Annotated in this window: 12 protein-coding genes and 1 rRNA gene; 8 read left to right on the top strand and 5 right to left on the bottom strand. The window is 60.9% G+C overall.

Annotated elements, in window-relative coordinates; all coding sequences use genetic code 11:
* Nucleotides 1-209: 209 nt before the first annotated feature.
* A 5S ribosomal RNA gene (gene rrf / locus GH665_RS30460) occupies nt 210-322 on the top strand.
* A gap of 84 nt (nt 323-406) precedes the next feature.
* Here rrf and GH665_RS30455 read toward each other — a convergent pair.
* From GH665_RS30455 to GH665_RS30445, 3 genes are all read right to left on the bottom strand, one after another.
* Nucleotides 407-1,483 carry a lipocalin-like domain-containing protein gene (locus GH665_RS30455; protein WP_246216525.1) on the bottom strand — a complete coding sequence of 359 codons (1,077 nt, stop codon included), beginning with the start codon at nt 1,481-1,483 and terminating at the stop codon, nt 407-409.
* 83 nt (nt 1,484-1,566) lie between these two features.
* Nucleotides 1,567-4,137 (bottom strand): FtsX-like permease family protein, encoded by a 2,571-nt coding sequence (locus GH665_RS30450; protein ID WP_153140888.1) that lies wholly within the window; start codon nt 4,135-4,137, stop codon nt 1,567-1,569.
* Entirely contained in the window at nt 4,127-4,876 is a 750-nt protein-coding gene (locus GH665_RS30445) for an ABC transporter ATP-binding protein (RefSeq protein ID WP_153140887.1), read from the bottom strand. The genes GH665_RS30450 and GH665_RS30445 overlap by 11 nt, the downstream gene beginning before the upstream one ends.
* A gap of 686 nt (nt 4,877-5,562) precedes the next feature.
* Between GH665_RS30445 and GH665_RS30440 the strand changes: the two genes are divergently transcribed.
* The 7 genes from GH665_RS30440 (at nt 5,563) to GH665_RS30410 (ending at nt 13,936) form a co-directional block, all read left to right on the top strand.
* The gene (locus GH665_RS30440) at nt 5,563-7,116 is read left to right on the top strand and encodes an NADH-quinone oxidoreductase subunit M (protein WP_153140886.1); all 1,554 of its coding nucleotides are present in this window, start codon (nt 5,563-5,565) and stop codon (nt 7,114-7,116) included.
* A 373-nt stretch (nt 7,117-7,489) separates the two neighbouring features.
* On the top strand, nt 7,490-8,389 hold the full coding sequence (gene cyoA, locus GH665_RS30435) for a ubiquinol oxidase subunit II (RefSeq protein ID WP_153140885.1): 900 nt from the start codon (nt 7,490-7,492) through the stop codon (nt 8,387-8,389).
* Nucleotides 8,390-8,392: 3 nt separating this feature from the next.
* Nucleotides 8,393-10,417 (top strand): cytochrome o ubiquinol oxidase subunit I, encoded by a 2,025-nt coding sequence (gene cyoB / locus GH665_RS30430; protein WP_153140884.1) that lies wholly within the window; start codon nt 8,393-8,395, stop codon nt 10,415-10,417.
* Nucleotides 10,417-11,034, top strand: a complete 618-nt coding sequence (gene cyoC, locus GH665_RS30425) for a cytochrome o ubiquinol oxidase subunit III (protein ID WP_153140883.1) — start codon at nt 10,417-10,419, stop codon at nt 11,032-11,034. Before cyoB ends, cyoC begins: the two co-directional genes overlap by 1 nt.
* Nucleotides 11,035-11,391 (top strand): cytochrome o ubiquinol oxidase subunit IV, encoded by a 357-nt coding sequence (gene cyoD / locus GH665_RS30420; protein WP_153140882.1) that lies wholly within the window; start codon nt 11,035-11,037, stop codon nt 11,389-11,391.
* 351 nt (nt 11,392-11,742) lie between these two features.
* The gene (gene cysS / locus GH665_RS30415) at nt 11,743-13,128 is read left to right on the top strand and encodes a cysteine--tRNA ligase (protein WP_153140881.1); all 1,386 of its coding nucleotides are present in this window, start codon (nt 11,743-11,745) and stop codon (nt 13,126-13,128) included.
* Between the two features lie 238 nt (nt 13,129-13,366).
* Entirely contained in the window at nt 13,367-13,936 is a 570-nt protein-coding gene (locus GH665_RS30410; RefSeq protein WP_153140880.1) for a peroxiredoxin, read from the top strand.
* Between the two features lie 29 nt (nt 13,937-13,965).
* Here the strand turns inward: GH665_RS30410 and GH665_RS30405 are convergent, their stop codons facing one another.
* Nucleotides 13,966-14,658, bottom strand: coding sequence for an HAD family hydrolase (locus GH665_RS30405; protein WP_153140879.1), 693 nt, complete (start codon nt 14,656-14,658; stop codon nt 13,966-13,968).
* Nucleotides 14,659-14,778: 120 nt separating this feature from the next.
* Complete coding sequence (locus GH665_RS30400) at nt 14,779-16,227, bottom strand: cytochrome-c peroxidase (protein WP_153140878.1); 1,449 nt, start codon at nt 16,225-16,227, stop codon at nt 14,779-14,781.
* Between the last annotated feature and the right edge of the window lie 78 nt (nt 16,228-16,305).

The raw sequence follows: 16,305 nt of genomic DNA, 5'->3' as shown, positions 1-16,305 counted from the left end.
TGTGTGTCGGCAGCCGTGAGTGCTTCAGCACTTATGGATGCCCCACCCTGCGCCACGCGCAGGGTCTTATGCAGACCACACACAGGTTGAGATCAGTGTTGTGCCAGAAACAACACAACCCCCGAATCTCCCTCTGGTGAGCATCACCAGAAACTACTTCTTCCAGATTGGTTGTGCCGCCCCCCAGGGCGACACGACAACAAGTCATGCCTGATGACCATAGCGAGTCGGTCCCACCCCTTCCCATCCCGAACAGGACCGTGAAACGACTCCACGCCGATGATAGTGCGGATTCCCGTGTGAAAGTAGGTAATCGTCAGGCTCCCTAGCAGCAACAGAAACCCCGCCCCATCAAGGTGGGGTTTCTGCGTTTACGCACCCCCGGAAATCCCCTCAGGCACGCCGCTCACTCCTTGCCGATCCGCAGCGCGTTCGCGTAACCCGTCAACTCCAGATACGCACGGCCCACGTCCGCACCGTCGCGGCTCACCCGCACTGCACCTTCCCAGTACACCGCGCCGGTCGACTCGCGCGAATCAAGTTCCTGATCGTCCATCAACGGATCGAGGCGCCACGTAAGCTCGCCGGTTTTGACTGTCATAGAGACGGGATAAGACGTGTTCGTGCGTGGCGACCGCCATGTGAGAACCGGAATGAAGTCGACCTGATCCTGATTGAATGTCGTCACTCGACCATCGCGATTTCTGAGTGCCGCATGTGCCCATATCGCATGTCCGTCGCGACTGCGAACCTTGAAAGCCATCAAGGCCGAACCATCCGTCAAATTGGCGCCGAGCCAATCCCATCCGACTGCGTCGCTATCGAGCAGCGTGCTCGACCATTCGTGATCGAGCCACGCCGCGCCGGTCACGACCGTTTCCCCTGTCGATTTGCTGCCTGCCGCGACCGGTCGAACGACGCTGCCGGTCACGCGCAATTGCGGCTCGCTGTAGTAGTAGCTCGCCTGCTCGGGCCGCGGACCTTTGCGGGAATAGCCGCGCTCACCCTGGATTAGCGGTGCCTGGGTCGGCGTCAGCGCGAGGTGCAGCGCGAATCCGTTAGCGTCCGCTGTAACGTCGTAGTGGCCATCAGCGGCACGGATGATTTTCCAGGCGTCGAGTTTGGCATCGGTATTGTCCGGCTTTGCATACGCCAATCCGAAGCCCTGGCGGGCAATACGCTGATCGTGGGCAAGACGACCGAGCGCGGGATCGCTCAACGCGGCATGCGCAATGATCAATTGCGATGGCGCGAACGCACTCGGATCGGCAGGGTCGTGACCGGTTGCCGAACGAAAGAAGGTGATCTGGAAACCGAGCGGCCGGTTGTCCGGCGTAGTGAGCCAGCCGGTTGCGTACCACCATTCGGTGCGAAAAGCCGGGTGTGCGCCGGTGTCTTGCGGAAAGACGATCGGATGATCCGGCGTGACCGCAGTGAACCCGGGTGCCGCGGCGAACGCCGGCGCGATGGCCAGAAGGCCCATGCAAAGCAATGCAGCGCGCGCCTTGGCGCTTAGCCGCCGCGCACTCACAACGCGAGCCGTCATCTCACGCGGCAATCCCTTCATCACCAATCCTCCTTCACCGCGCGCACCGCATCCACCGATACCGCGCCGCGTCCCGCAATCACCGCCGTCGAACACGACGAGGCCAGCATCACCAGCGCGACCGTGCCGAGCACGGTCCATGGAACGTGTAATGACATGCTCCAATGAAACGACTGCGGATTGACGACGAATACGAGGATCAGACTGATCGCGAATCCAAGAACAAAACCCATCGCGATACCGCAAGCGGTGAGCATGCCGCCTTCGAGTGCAAGGATCGCGAGAACCTGCGAGCGGGTCACACCTACGTGTCGCAGCATGCCGAACTCGCGGGCCCGTGCGAGCGTCTGCGCGGAAAACGTCGCCGCCACGCCGAACAGGCCGATAACGATTGCGACTCCCTCGAGAAGATAAGTGACGGCAAAACTTCGATCGAAAATAACCAGCGTATGCGCGCGAATTTCACCCGGCTGCGACAGCTCCAGCGATGCACGGAAGGGCAGTGCACGCAGGCCGCTCATCACGCGCTCGACACTCGTCCCCGGTTGAACCGTGACAGCCACATCCGTCGCATTCGTGTCGCCGGTCAGGCGCCGGTAATCCGCAAGCCGTATCTGGATTGCGCCGGTCTGGCGCGCGTAATCACGCCAGATACCGGCCACGACAAACACGTGGCCGCGCTCGCCGAGCGGCAACTGCAAGCGCTGGCCAAGCTTATATCCATACAGATCGACCATTGCTTCGGAGACCCAAACAGGTGTTTCCCCGTCATGAAGTTGGGAGGGGGGCAATACCGCTCCGGTCATCTGCAGATTCGCGCCCGGATCGGCGGCATCGATTTTACGCGCGAGCAGGGCGACGTCAGGGCGTGCCGGGTCGAGCGTGAGATGCGAGAAGCGCGCGAACGCAGCGGTCCTGATGCCGGGCACACTGGCAAGCAGCGTCTGTTCGTCCGGGCGCAAGCCGCCTGTGTCGCCATTCGGCGCCACGCGAACGTACAGATCGGCGGAGAGCAAGTGGCCCAACCAGTCTTCGACAGAAACACGGAAGCTGGCCACCATGATCGCCATCGCGACGATCAGCGCAAAGCTCGACAGCACGCCGCCCATTGCGATCGATGCGTGGCCCGGCGCATTCGCGAGACGCGCCAATGCCAAAGTGTTCGCCGCGCCGGCGCGACGCCGCGCGCCAAGCGCACGGTTCGCTGCACCAAAGATCAAAGCGGTCACGCGCGGCATCAGCGCAATCCCACCGATCAGTAGTAGAGCAACGGCCAGATAGCCGCCGATCGGCGTGTCGAGCAAAGGCGGCGCCTGCGTGAGAGCGCCGGCAACCAGCAGACAGCTCAGCGCGGGCCACGGTGTAGCCAGTTGCGCCAAGGCGCCTTCTTCGGCACCGGCTTTGAGCGCCGCCGCGGGTCGCGCACGCGCGGCCTCCAATGCGGGGGCAAGACTGCCTAATACCGACACGGCGACGCCGAGCGTCAGAAACAGTGCGCTGGCCAGTGGTTCGAAGCCGACGTGCGGTTGCACGCCGGGAAAGTAGCCGCCGCCCAGGTCGCTGCCGAAAAAACGCAACGCGCCGCTCGCCAGCGCATAGCCGAGCGCAAGTCCGGACAGTGAACCGAGCAGGCCGAGCAGCGCGCCTTCCATCAGGATCTGGCGCAGCAACCGACCACGCGTCAAGCCAAGCACCCGCAGCATCGCAAACTGTGCGCGGCGCCGCACGACACCCAGCGCCTGCGTCGAAAACACGAGGAACGCGCCAGTGAAAAGCGCCACCAGTGCGAGCACATTCATGTTGATCCGATAAGCGCGCGACAGACGATCGGTGCGGCTTTCGGCATCGCGTGTCTCGCCGATCACCCACCGGTTGCCGAGTCGCACCTGCAGATCACGCTTGAAGCGTTCGCGATCGACACCGCGTTCGAGTTGCACGTCGACGCGCGACAGCTTGCCGAGCTTGCCGAACTGCCATTGCGCGGCGGCAATATCCATCACAGCGAGCCGCTGCCCAGGCCGGGTTCTCACAAGGCCGCCGGCCACGCGCAAGTGCACGATCGACGTGCCGTTTTGCAGTGCCACGTTATCGCCGATCCTCACCTTCAGCCATTGCTGCGCCGCGGTCGAAAGAAATACCGTATTAGCGGCGAGCGTATCGAACGGCCGCTCCGGCGCCGGCACGCCGATCAGCTCAGGCGCAATGCGGCTTGCCTTGAACACGTCGATGCCGAGCACGGGTAGCGCGGCATTCCGATCCGGCACCGTGACATCGAGAGCGAGTACCGGACTCGCCAGCGCGACACCCGGCTCGGTCGACAGGCGCGGATAGATGGACTCGTCGATTAAGGGCTGGGCGCCGCGCACCTGCAGATCGGCCTCGCCCGAGAGACTGCGGGCCGCCGCCGAGAATTCATTGAAGGCCGCGCTGTTGATCAACTGAACGGCATAGCCCAGCGCGACACCGAGCGCGATCGTCGCGATTGCAACCAGGGCGCGGCCGCGATGACTGCGCCACTCGGCGCTCAACAGCCAGCGCGCGAGCAGGCGATGGCCTCGAATTCGCTGTAGCGGGCGTGGATCAGCGTGCATCGTCGGCTGAACGCGCGGTGGATCGAGTAGCGGGTGGCGAGCCGGAAACGGTGTTGCGTCCCGGTGACGCGTGCAAACCGCCGTCGCTCAGAATCAGGATGCGGTCTGCGACGGCCGCGGCTGCTTCCGAGTGCGTGACCATGATAGTGGCCGCACCCGTAGCTTTGCTTTGCGCGCGGAACAGGCCGAGCACGTCGTGGGCGGTATCGGGATCGAGGTTGCCGGTGGGTTCGTCGGCGAGAATCAGTTTCGGATGATGCACGAGCGCCCGCGCAATGGCGACGCGCTGCAACTCGCCGCCCGACAGCTGCCGTGGAAAATCATCGCCACGGCCACCCAGGCCGACGGCCGCGAGCATATCGAGCGCGCCGGCCGTGGGCAGGTCGTTTAGCAGCAACGGCAGCGCGACGTTCTGCGCCAGCGTCAGATGGGGCAGAACATGAAACGCCTGGAACACGAAGCCCAGCTTTTGCCGGCGCAGACGCGTTGCCGCGTTGTCATCCAGTTGCGAGACCGTGCTGCCGTCGATGATCACGTCGCCGCTATCCGCGCTGTCCAAGCCCGCAATCAGATTGAGCAGCGTCGATTTGCCGACGCCTGAGTCTCCCATGATCGCGACGAATTCACCCGGTGCGAGCTTGAAATCGAGGTGCGCCAGCACAATGCGGCCGGCGCCGTAGGTCTTGCCAAGTTCGCGGCATTCGAGCGCGGGAACGACACCTTCATCACAAAGCGGCATGCGGTATCCGATAGGTCTGACCGGCGAGGGCGGCATCCAGCCGTGCGAAGAAACTGCGCTGCTGCGCACGTATGCCGGCCCCTGAACCGCCGAAGTATATTCGGGTTCTGTAAGGCTCGCAGGCTACGTTGCCATCGCCTGATACCTGTCTGAAAGCAGGCGGGCGAGTGGGCCGTGCAGGCCTTTTTGAGCGCATACCGGCGTTTCTTTAGAGTGCCGGATCAAAAAAATTTTCTGTTCGCGGCCGCGCTAAATTTTTGCCGGCGGCTCGAAATCAGGCCTGAAGGCATGTTATGCGCTTGCATGAACTATTCCGGTGCAAGCCTCGCGCGGAAGCGTTCCTGCAAGAGTGCTTAATTGGCAGACTATTGCTTTCTTCTGCATGCAAAAAGCATGGCGAATAACCTGTTGGAACGAATTTGTGCGTTTGCACATTTCCCGCTATTTCGCAAGCGTGGACGTGACAACAATGCATTGCCAAGGGCGTTGCAGCGTTGTTGCGCTGCAAAAGTATTCTTATCTTGGTAATCTCCCACCCTTGGTCATTCGACTGCGGGTAAACGCGAGGCGGGCAGCACCGCTTCGGCGTCAAATTCAGCGAAATCCAGCCTACAGATCCATTTCAATGCTTTCGTTTTCGAAGGCGTTGGAGCGGCGTTTTGTATTTCAAGTTTTCAACAGAACACATGCCATTGCCTCCGCTTCTTAGCCTACTCATCTGGATCCCTATTGTCGCCGGCCTGGTGGTTTTGCGTGCCGGATCTGACGCGGCACGTAGTCGCACGCGATGGCTCGCGCTGATCGGCGCGGTGGCAGGCTTCCTGCCGGTGATCCCGCTCGTGTCGAACTTCCGCAATGACGTGACGTCGATGCAGTTCGTCGAGAATGTCCGCTGGTCGCCTACGTTCGATATCGCATGGCATGTGGGCGTGGACGGGATTTCGCTGTGGCTCGTCGCGCTGACCGCGCTGACCACGATCATAATCGTGGTCGCTTCATGGGAGTCGATCACCGAGCGTACCGCGCAGTATTTCGGCTCCTTCCTGATGCTGTCGGGTTTCATGCAGGGCGTATTCACGTCGATGGACGGCATGCTGTTCTTCATCTCGTTCGAAGCGACGCTGATTCCGCTGTACCTGCTGATCGGAACGTGGGGCAATTCGAACCGCTCGTATGCCGCGGTGAAGTTCTTCTTTGTCTCGTTCCTCGGCTCGCTGATGATGCTGATGTCGATGCTGTACCTGTACAGCCAGACGCATAGCTTCGATCTCGCGCTGTGGCGCGAAACGCATCTGGGCACCTGGGCGCAGGTGCTGGTGTTCCTCGGTTTCCTGGCCGCGTTTGGCGTCAAGGTGCCGATGTGGCCGCTGCATACGTGGCTGCCGGACGTCCACCTCGACGGCCCGACCGGCGCCGCCGTGATGATCGGCATGCTCAAGCTGGGCGGTTACGGTCTGTTGCGTTTCGCGTTGCCGATCGCCCCGCAGGCCAGCCATTTCTTCGCGCCGATGATGATCACGCTCTCGCTGGTGGCGGTGATCTATTCGAGCCTGCTGGCGCTCGTGCAGACCGACATGCGCCGCCTGCTCGCGTATTCGACGATCGCCCACATGGGGCTCGTGACGCTCGGCCTGTTCGTCTTCAACCGCATCGGCCAGGCGGGTGCAATTGTGCAGATGCTGTCGTACGGCGTGGTTTCCGGCGCGATGCTGCTGTGCACGGGTATGCTCTACGACCGCACCAAGACCGCTTCGATTGCGGAATACGGCGGCGTCGCCAATACCATGCCGCGCTTCGCCGCCTTCGTGATGCTGTTCTCGATGGCCAATATCGGCCTGCCGGGCACCTCGGGTTTTGTCGGCGAATTCATGGTGTTGATGGGGGCGATCCGTTTCAATTTCTGGATCGGCGCAATCGCGGCCACGACGCTGGTGCTGAGCGCGGCCTACACGCTGTGGATGTACAAACGCGTGATTTTCGGCGCGATTGCCAACGCACGTGTCGCGAAGCTGCAGGACCTCGGCAAGCGCGAGTTCGTGCTGCTCGGCGCGATGGCTTTGCTGGTGCTGGCCATCGGTATCAATCCGAAGCCGTTCACCGATGCGATCGATCCGTCGGTCGGTACGCTGCTGGCTCAATCGGAACGGAGCGCACATCCTTCGGATTCCGTACCGGTTGACGGTGGCGAACACCTGCAGGCGGCGGCGCCCGCAACCGTGGCGGCACGCACGCCAGGCTGATCAGGATGGGCGATTGAGCAGGTGCAGCATTCGTTGCATGAGTGCGGCCTTTTCCTGACGCGTTCTTCGCTCCGATAAACGTCCCTTTTCGAGCATCCGGCGCAGCACGATCATTCAGATCGTGCTGCGTTTTATCGCTTGTTTAAAGGGACTTTCGTGATCCGGCGACTTCGCCGGCAGCGTGCGATTGAGCATGGCAGATCACCACGTGCACTTGGACCTGCGACAACATGTCGCGCGGTGCTGCGACGCAATAGATTGTTGCAAAACTGTGTGTTTATATCCCCTCGACGACCCCTTATTATGCGATCGCTTATAAAAAGGAGAGCGGTCGAATGACGTTCGTTGAAGTCGTAGAAAGAAGGCAATGGATATGAAAGGAAAGACTCTGCGAGGGTCGACAAGTTTCCTTTCCACCGGCCTCATGTTGTTGCTCTCGGGTTGCAGCAACCTCGATATTTTGAATCCGAAGGGGAGTGTGGGGCTGGCCGAACGTGAGCTGATCGCCACGTCGACCTGGGCCATGCTGATTGTGGTGGTTCCGGTTATCGCGCTTACGCTGCTGTTCGCATGGCGCTACCGCGCTTCGAACAAAAATGCTGAATACCGTCCGGGCTGGGTGCATTCAACCGGTATCGAAATCGCCATCTGGACGATCCCGACGCTGATCATTCTGTTTCTCGCCGTGCTGACGTGGAAGAGCACGCATGAGCTCGACCCGTACAAGCCGCTCGAGTCGCAGGTGAAGCCGATCAACGTCGAAGTCGTCGCGCTCGACTGGAAGTGGCTCTTCATCTATCCCGACCTCGGCATTGCCTCGGTGAACCAGCTGGCGTTCCCGGTCGGCACGCCGGTCAACTTTGTCATCACGTCCGATACGGTGATGAACTCCTTCTTCATTCCGCAACTCGGCGGCCAGATCTACGCGATGGCGGGTATGCAAACGCGTCTGCATCTGATCGCCGACGAAGCCGGCAATTACGCGGGCACTGCGGCGAACTTCAGCGGCCGGGGATTTTCGGACATGAAGTTCCGCGCGCTCGCCACCTCGCCTGAAGAGTTCAATGCGTGGGTCGCCAAGGTACGCGCCTCGTCCGACCGTCTCGACATGGACCGCTATCACGCGGTATCGGCGCCTACCGAGAAGGAGCCGGTGCGGTACTTCTCGTCGGTCGATCCGAAGCTCTTTCACAACATCGTTGCCCGATACAACAACGGTAACGTCCTCGACAACATGAAAGACGCTAACTGTGCGCCAAAGGGTAAGGGGTAACGCATGTTCGGAAAACTTTCACTAGACTCGATTCCGTACCACGAGCCGATCATCATGGTGACGGCTGCCGGGATCGCCCTCGGCGGTGCGCTCGTTCTGGGTCTGATCACCTACTTTGGCAAGTGGCGCTACCTGTGGACCGAATGGCTCACCTCGGTCGACCACAAGAAGCTGGGCGTGATGTACATCGTGGTTGCGCTCATCATGCTGTTCCGCGGCTTCGCGGACGCGATCATGATGCGTACCCAGCTGGCGCTGTCGTATAACGCGCCAGGCTTCCTGCCGCCGCACCATTACGACCAGATCTTTACCGCGCACGGCGTCATCATGATTTTCTTCATGGCGATGGCGTTCATGGTCGGCCTGATGAACATCATCGTGCCGTTGCAGATCGGTGCCCGCGATGTTGCGTTCCCGTTCCTCAACTCGTTGAGCTTCTGGATGACCGCGATCAGCGCGATCCTGATCAACATCTCGCTGGTGATCGGTGAATTCGCGCAAACGGGCTGGCTGGCTTATCCGCCACTCTCCGAATTGCAGTTCAGTCCAGGTGTCGGGGTCGATTACTACCTGTGGAGTCTGCAGCTATCCGGTATCGGTACGTTGCTGACTGGCGTGAACTTCTTCGTGACCATCGTCAAGATGCGCGCGCCTGGCATGACCTGGATGAAAATGCCGGTGTTCACGTGGACTGCCCTGTGCACGAACGTGCTGATCATGGCCGCGTTCCCGATCCTGACCGTCACGCTCGCGCTGCTCGGTCTGGACCGCTACCTCGGCATGCACTTCTTCACGAACGACGGCGGCGGCAACGCCATGCTGTACCTGAACCTGATCTGGGCATGGGGTCACCCTGAGGTGTACATCCTGATCCTGCCTGCGTTCGGTATCTTCTCGGAAGTCGTCGCGACGTTCGCCAAGAAGCCGCTGTTCGGCTACAAGACGATGGTGTGGGCAACCTGCGCGATCATGGTGCTGTCGTTCCTCGTGTGGCTGCACCACTTCTTCACGATGGGTTCGGGCGCTGACGTCAATGCGTTCTTCGGTATCGCGACGATGGTCATTGCGATTCCGACCGGCGTGAAAGTGTTCAACTGGCTGTTCACGATCTACAAGGGCCGTCTGCAGTTCACGACGCCGATCCTGTGGACCCTCGGCTTCATGGTCACCTTCACGATCGGCGGTATGACCGGCGTGATGATGGCGATTCCTGGCGCGGACTTCGTGCTGCATAACAGCCTGTTTCTGATCGCTCACTTCCACAACGTGATTATTGGTGGCGTGCTGTTCGGCTACCTGGCCGGTTTCAACTACTGGTTCCCGAAGGCCTTCGGCTTCAAGCTCAATGAGAAGTGGGGCAAGGCGTCGTTCTGGTTCTGGCAGATCGGTTTTTGGGTCGCGTTCACGCCGTTGTACGTGCTGGGCTTCATGGGCATGACGCGTCGTCTGAATCACTATGACAATCCGGATTGGCATCCGTGGCTGATCTTCGCGTGGGTCGGCGCTGTGCTGATCGCCATCGGTATCGCTTGCCAGGTGCTGCAACTGGTCGTCAGCATCCGCGATCGCAACCTGCCGCAAAACCGCGACGTGACGGGCGATCCGTGGGACGGTCACACGCTGGAATGGGCAACGAGCTCGCCGCCGGCGTCGTACAACTTCGCGATCATTCCGGACGTGCGTGAACTGGACGCATTCGCTGAAATGAAGTTGCGCAAGAATCGGCCGAAGCCGGTGTATCGCGACATTCACATGCCGTCGAACACGTCTGCGGGTCTGGTTGTGGCGATGTTCTCGCTGGTGCTGGGTTTTGCCGCTGTGTGGCACATCTGGTGGCTCGCGATTGTCGGTCTGGTCGGTTCGATCGGTACTGTGATCATTTACAGCTTCCAGAAGAACGACGGCTTTTACATCCCGGCTGCCACGGTAGCGGCGATTGAACAACAACGCTCCGGCGCCGGTGCGCAGGTCGCGATTGAAGAAAAACGCTCCGGCGCCGATGCGCAGGTCGCGTTGGAGGTGGATTGATGTCAAACAACACTCTTGCGGCGAGCCTGCATCATCACGATGCGCATCATGCCGATCACCCGCCGTCGCATTCGGTATTCGGCTTCTGGCTGTACCTGATGACGGACTGCATCATCTTCGCGTCGCTGTTCGCGGTGTTCGCGGTGATGCAGCACCAGTTCGCGGGTGGTCCGACCGGCAAGGATCTGTTCGAGATCCCGGGCGTCGCGCTTGAAACGTCGATGCTGCTGCTGAGCAGCATCACGTATGGTTTCGCGATGCTGGGTGCGCACAAGAACAGGAAGGGCGTGCTGCTGTTCTGGCTCGGCGTGACGTTCCTGCTGGGCCTCGCGTTTCTCGTGCTGGAAATGCGCGAGTTCTCGCATCTGATCGCGCAAGGTGCGGGCCCGAGCCGCAGTGCGTTCCTGTCGTCGTTCTTTACACTGGTCGGCACGCACGGTTTGCACGTGACGTGCGGTCTGATCTGGATGGCGGTGCTCGCCGTGCAGGTGATGCGTCATCGCGATCTGACCGAGCGCGACATGATCCGCCTGACGTGCCTGAGCCTTTTCTGGCACTTTCTGGACGTCGTGTGGATTGGCGTCTTCACCTTTGTCTACCTTGCGAGCGTGATCTAAATGGACCATAGCCATCACTCACACCTGGCACATCCGGATAAAGGTCATAGCGGCGAAAGTCACGGCAGCTTCGGCAGCTATACGGTGGGTTTCATTCTCTCCGTCGTATTGACGGCGGCCGCATTCGGCCTCGTGCTAACCGGCACGTTGACGGGCGAGAACGCATTGCTCGCGATCGCGGGTCTCGCATTCGTGCAGATCGTCGTGCATCTGATTTTCTTCCTGCACATGAATGCCTCGTCGTCACAGCGCTGGAACGTCATGGCGTTCGGCTTCACCGTACTGACGGCCGTGATTCTGATCGTCGGTTCGTTGTGGATCATGCATAACGTCAGCATGCACATGATGTCCCGCTAGCCGGATAACGCAGCAGATTGAGAAAAACCCCCGCAAGGCGAAAGTCTTGCGGGGGTTTTTTCATCTGCGCCCAGGACATGCCATGCCGGCACTATCCGGCGATTCGCGATTGACCCGCCTCGAAACAGACGGTAGCATCGTTTCCATGATCGCTTCTATCCGTTCCCGTTCGCATTCTTTGCACGCATGCTGTTGCAGCCTGCCAAGGGGAGCCCGCGTTTAGCGAGTCGATCTGTACCGTCCGTATCCCTGAGGCCACCCGTCACAAGACCGGTGGCTTTTTTGTTTTGGTTTTTTTGTTTTGGCCGTTCTGCTCTGCATTTTTACGCGTTTAACACCACGGGAGTTCACATGCCGCTCGTCCTGTACGACACCTGGTCGCGCACCTTGCGCGCTTTCTCGCCGATTCAGGCGGACCACGTCGGTCTGTATTGCTGCGGCCCTACCGTGTACGACCACGCGCACATCGGCAACCTGCGAACCTACGTATTCGAAGACGTGCTGCGACGCGTACTGGTATTGAACGGCTACAGCGTGCGGCACGTTGTCAATATCACCGACGTGGGTCATCTGGTCTCCGATGCCGACGAAGGCGAAGACAAAATGGAGAAGGGCAGCCGGCGCACCGGCGAGTCGGCATGGGCAATCGCGGAACGCTATACCGCGGCGCTCATGAACGACTGGCGCGCGTTGAACCTGCTGGAACCCTCCCTGTGGTGCCGGGCGACCGATCACATAGCCGAACAGATCGATTTCATTGCCGGGATCGAGCGCAACGGCTATGCCTACCGCACGGCCGACGGCATCTACTTCGACACGAGCAAACAGGACGATTACGGCTTTCTCGCGCGTCTCGATGCAGCGGGGCTGCAACCGGGCAAACGCGTTGCACCAGGCGAGAAGCGGCACGCGACCGACTTCGCACTGTGGAAATTCAGCCCTCCGGATACCGAGCGGCAGATGGAGTGGGATAGTCCATGGGGCCGGGGCTTTCCGGGGTGGCATATCGAATGCTCGGCAATGTCGGCGAAATACCTGAGCCCGTGGTTCGACATTCATTGCGGCGGAGAAGATCACATCGCCGTGCATCACAGCAATGAAATCGCGCAAACTCTGGCATGCCATGGAACCCGTCTCGCCAACTTCTGGATGCACGGTCATTTCCTCATGCTGGATGCCGGCAAGATGTCCAAGTCGGGTGGCGACTTCGTGCGCCTCGCGACATTGACCGGGCGGGGCATCGATCCGCTTGCGTATCGTTACTTATGCCTGAGTGCGCATTACCGCAGCAACCTGCGTTTCAGCATGGAGGCGCTCGATGCTGCGCAAGCCGCGTTGGACCGTTTGCGCCGCGCGTACGTGCAATGGCCGGAAGGGGGAGCACCCGATGACGTCTACGTCGATCGTTTCAAGCTCGAGGTCGATCAGGACCTGAATCTGCCACGTGCGCTCGCCGTGCTGTGGGACGTGGTGAGAAGCGATCTTCCGGCGGCCACGCGGCGGGCAACGGTCGATTGCTTCGACGCCGTGCTCGGACTTCGGCTTGCCGACTGGAAGGAGGACGTGTCGGCGATTCCCGCCGATATCGGGCGTCTCGCCGCTGAACGCGAAAGGGCCCGCGCGGCTAAGGACTGGAACGCGGCCGACCGTTTGCGCGACCGTTTGAAAACCGAAGGCTGGCAGGTGGAAGACAGCGCGAGCGGGCAGGTACTGCGTCGGCTGGACAAGGCGCAATAGGAACAGGCGTGCGTTGACAGCCCTCCATCGCGCGGGCACACTTCATCGTCATGCGAAACTTCACGTCAACCGCGATTACGATCCACCGTCATGCACAAGCCCATTCGGCTTGGTCATCGGGGGCGTGTACGCGTTAGGAGTTCGCAGGAGCGCAAGTCACATAGCCCCGCCGGCAACGGTTGGGGCTTTTTTGTTGGTAGCGCCTCTTCCGCCCGCTGGCTCACCCAAGGAGCAGCACATGACGGACACGATTGTGATCGACTGGTCGACGCTACCGGTACCCATTGACGATGGTGCAGCAAACCATCTGGAAGGGACAAGCCTGCCGGATTTCGCATTGACCTCGACGAGCGGCGAGGCGGTGCATCTCAGCAGCCTTGCGGGGCGAACGGTCATCTACGCCTATCCGTGGAAGAAACGGCCGGACGCCCCGCTTCTGGATGGCTGGCTCGCAATTCCCGGCGCCCCGGGATGCACGCCGCAATCCTGTGCCTTCCGTGACTATGCGGATGAACTCCGGGAGGCCGGGGCGGAGTATCTGTTCGGACTTTCTACCCAGGACCCGGCCCGTCAGCGCGAGGCCGTGGAGCGCCTTCACCTGTCGTTTCCGTTATTGTCCGACGTGGATCTGCGCTTCACCGAGGCACTGTCCTTGCCGACCTTCGAAACGGCCGGCATGACCTTGCTTAAGCGGCTCGCGATGATCGTCAGCCACGGTGTCATCGAAAAGGTCTTCTATCCCGTGTTTCCGCCCGATCGGAATGCGGCCGACGTGCTCGCGTGGCTGAAAGCGCATCGGCAGGATTGAACGCCGGTCGGCGCATGACAGGCGTGTCTTCAGCCCTGCACGCCGTGCCATCCGGCGAGCAGGGCGGGCAATTCGGCCATGTCCCGAAAGACGTGAACCGCGCCCGCGCCGTGCAGCGCAGTCGCGCTGCTGTGGCTCAATTCTTTCGGGCAGTAGCCGAACACCGTGGCGCCGGCGGCCACACCGGCCGTCACGCCCGTGACCGTATCGTCCACCACGGCGCAACGCTGCGGGTCTACACCCAAGCCTGCGGCTGCGGCGAGATAGACATCGGGATAGGGCTTGTTGCGCGGCGTTTCGTGACCACTGGAAATACGCCCTGTGAAGCAGTCGAGAATACCGGCCTTGGCCAGTTGCAACTCGACCTTGACGCGATCGGCGCCTGAAGCAACGGCAATGCGGCCGTCGAGTGTCGCGTAAAGCGCGCGCACGGCCGAGGCCGCGCCGTCAATCGCCACCAGTTCGCGGTCGAGCGCCTCATTGCGGCGCGCGCGAAACTGCATGAGCCAGTCCGCGGTAATTGCGAAACCCGTGCGCGCCTCGATGAGTGCGGCTTCATCTCGAACGGCCTTGCCGACAAAAATCTGCATCGCCTCTTCGACGCTCAATTGCCAGCCCAACTCGCCGAGCATTTCGGTGAGCACGCGGTTGGTGATGGGTTCGGAGTCGACGAGCACGCCGTCGCAGTCGAAAAGTACGGCGTCGAAAGGGAAATCAGCCATCGGGCAGGGTACGGAAAGTGGTCGCGGAGCCGGCAAGGATACCTCACCGGCTCGCGCGGCGCCGCGCAAGCCGCCGCGCAAACACTATGCAAGCGCTACGCAACCGTTGCCCCTAAGCGCTCAGGAACCGGACTTGTACCCGTCACTCAGCGTTTTCATAAACGCAATGATGTCCTGAATATCCTGATCCGTCATGGCCGGCTGATCGCCGAATTTACGATCGAACGGCGCGTCGGCGACGTCGACATTGGCGTGATACTGCGGCGGCAGATCGTTGTATTTCTGTACCTTGCCCGACGCATCCCGCGGATAGATCTTCTCGGGCGCCGTATTGCGCAGGTTGTAGAAATCCATGACCTGTTTGAGGTCGTGATAAACGCCGTTATGGAAGAACACCTTGCGTTCGGCAACGTTACGCAGGGTCGGCGTCAGGAACATCCCACAGTACTGCGTCTCCGTCTTCATGTCGTCGCGGAACGGCCCGCACACGCCCATATCGAAGAACTTCGGATCCTTGTTGATCGGAATGGCCGGATTGCGCGGCACACCAAGCGCCTCGTACTGCGTATCGGTAAACACCGGCGGCAGACCGTCCTTGCTGGGCTGACTCAGGTGACAACCGGCGCAGTTAGCCTTGTCCTTATCGTTGAACAACTGCAAACCATGCAACTCCGCATGCGTCAGGCGCGCCTTACCTTCGAGCCAGTAGTCGTACTTGCTGGTAAAGGCATGAAACGACTGGTCCTCGGTCTGATACCGTCCCACTGCGAACATGGCTTCCGAAATCAGCAGACTCGGATTGCTGACGATGCCCGGCCCGAAGATCTGTTTGAACTGGTCCAGATACTTCGTTTGCAGCAGCTTGCGCGCGACATCTTCTTGCGTCGCATTGGCCATTTCCACCGGATTCATCAGCGGACCGATTGCCTGGATTTGCAGCGTATCGGCGCGGCCATCCCAGAACAAGCCACCTTGCGGCACCATTGCCGGAGCGGCCGGCGCGGCGAGCGCCGTCTTCTGTGCACGCTGTACGCCGGCGGCCTGTGAGGCCAGTTGCGTCATATCCACCGGCACGTCGGTATCGCCCTGATCCGGCCCGATGCTGAACGGGGCCTGGCGATACAGATAGGCCAGCGACGGCGGCGGCCGGTAGCCGGCCTGATTCATGTGCGCGCCGCCCAGTTGCACCGGAAACGCGTTATCCGGTGCGTACGAATGCTGTGGCGAGTGGCACGACGCACACGACTGCGTACCCGAAGCCGATAGCGACGCGTCGAAAAAAATCTGTTTGCCGAGCAGCGCAACCGCGCTCAGCGGCGCGTCTTGCGGACGCATCAGTTGAACCGGATTCGGATTCGCGCCGGTGATTTCTTCGACGATCGCGCCGACGGCGGGCGGCATCCGTTCCGGATAGACGAGCGCGTACGCGCAAACCACGACGAGCGCAAACACGATGCCGGCAGCGCTCCACGCGAGCAGCCGGAGCCACGAGCGACGGGTAATGACGGGACCCGGCTCACCGCCGGCAGGCAGGTGCGAGGGCAGGACGGCGTCTGAAGGATGATTCATGGCGGTAGTGACAAATAATTCGATCGGGTGCGATCAAAAAGCAAATCGAGCCAGCACGTTTGCACTGGCTCGACGCCC

Source organism: Paraburkholderia agricolaris, assembly GCF_009455635.1.
In the GTDB taxonomy this organism is placed as follows: domain Bacteria; phylum Pseudomonadota; class Gammaproteobacteria; order Burkholderiales; family Burkholderiaceae; genus Paraburkholderia; species Paraburkholderia agricolaris.
Note: the sequence above shows the minus strand (reverse complement) of the source record. Positions and strands in the feature narration are given on the sequence as shown.

Excerpts from the sequence above, each read along its gene's own strand:
- cyoB (WP_153140884.1), top strand. The coding sequence starts at position 8,393 with ATGTTCGGAAAACTTTCACTAGACTCGATTCCGTACCACGAGCCGATC.
- GH665_RS30455 (WP_246216525.1), bottom strand. The coding sequence starts at position 1,483 with ATGGGCCTTCTGGCCATCGCGCCGGCGTTCGCCGCGGCACCCGGGTTC.
- cyoA (WP_153140885.1), top strand. The coding sequence starts at position 7,490 with ATGAAAGGAAAGACTCTGCGAGGGTCGACAAGTTTCCTTTCCACCGGC.
- GH665_RS30440 (WP_153140886.1), top strand. The coding sequence starts at position 5,563 with ATGCCATTGCCTCCGCTTCTTAGCCTACTCATCTGGATCCCTATTGTC.
- cyoD (WP_153140882.1), top strand. The coding sequence starts at position 11,035 with ATGGACCATAGCCATCACTCACACCTGGCACATCCGGATAAAGGTCAT.
- cyoC (WP_153140883.1), top strand. The coding sequence starts at position 10,417 with ATGTCAAACAACACTCTTGCGGCGAGCCTGCATCATCACGATGCGCAT.
- GH665_RS30400 (WP_153140878.1), bottom strand. The coding sequence starts at position 16,227 with ATGAATCATCCTTCAGACGCCGTCCTGCCCTCGCACCTGCCTGCCGGC.
- GH665_RS30405 (WP_153140879.1), bottom strand. The coding sequence starts at position 14,658 with ATGGCTGATTTCCCTTTCGACGCCGTACTTTTCGACTGCGACGGCGTG.
- GH665_RS30445 (WP_153140887.1), bottom strand. The coding sequence starts at position 4,876 with ATGCCGCTTTGTGATGAAGGTGTCGTTCCCGCGCTCGAATGCCGCGAA.
- cysS (WP_153140881.1), top strand. The coding sequence starts at position 11,743 with ATGCCGCTCGTCCTGTACGACACCTGGTCGCGCACCTTGCGCGCTTTC.
- GH665_RS30410 (WP_153140880.1), top strand. The coding sequence starts at position 13,367 with ATGACGGACACGATTGTGATCGACTGGTCGACGCTACCGGTACCCATT.
- GH665_RS30450 (WP_153140888.1), bottom strand. The coding sequence starts at position 4,137 with ATGCACGCTGATCCACGCCCGCTACAGCGAATTCGAGGCCATCGCCTG.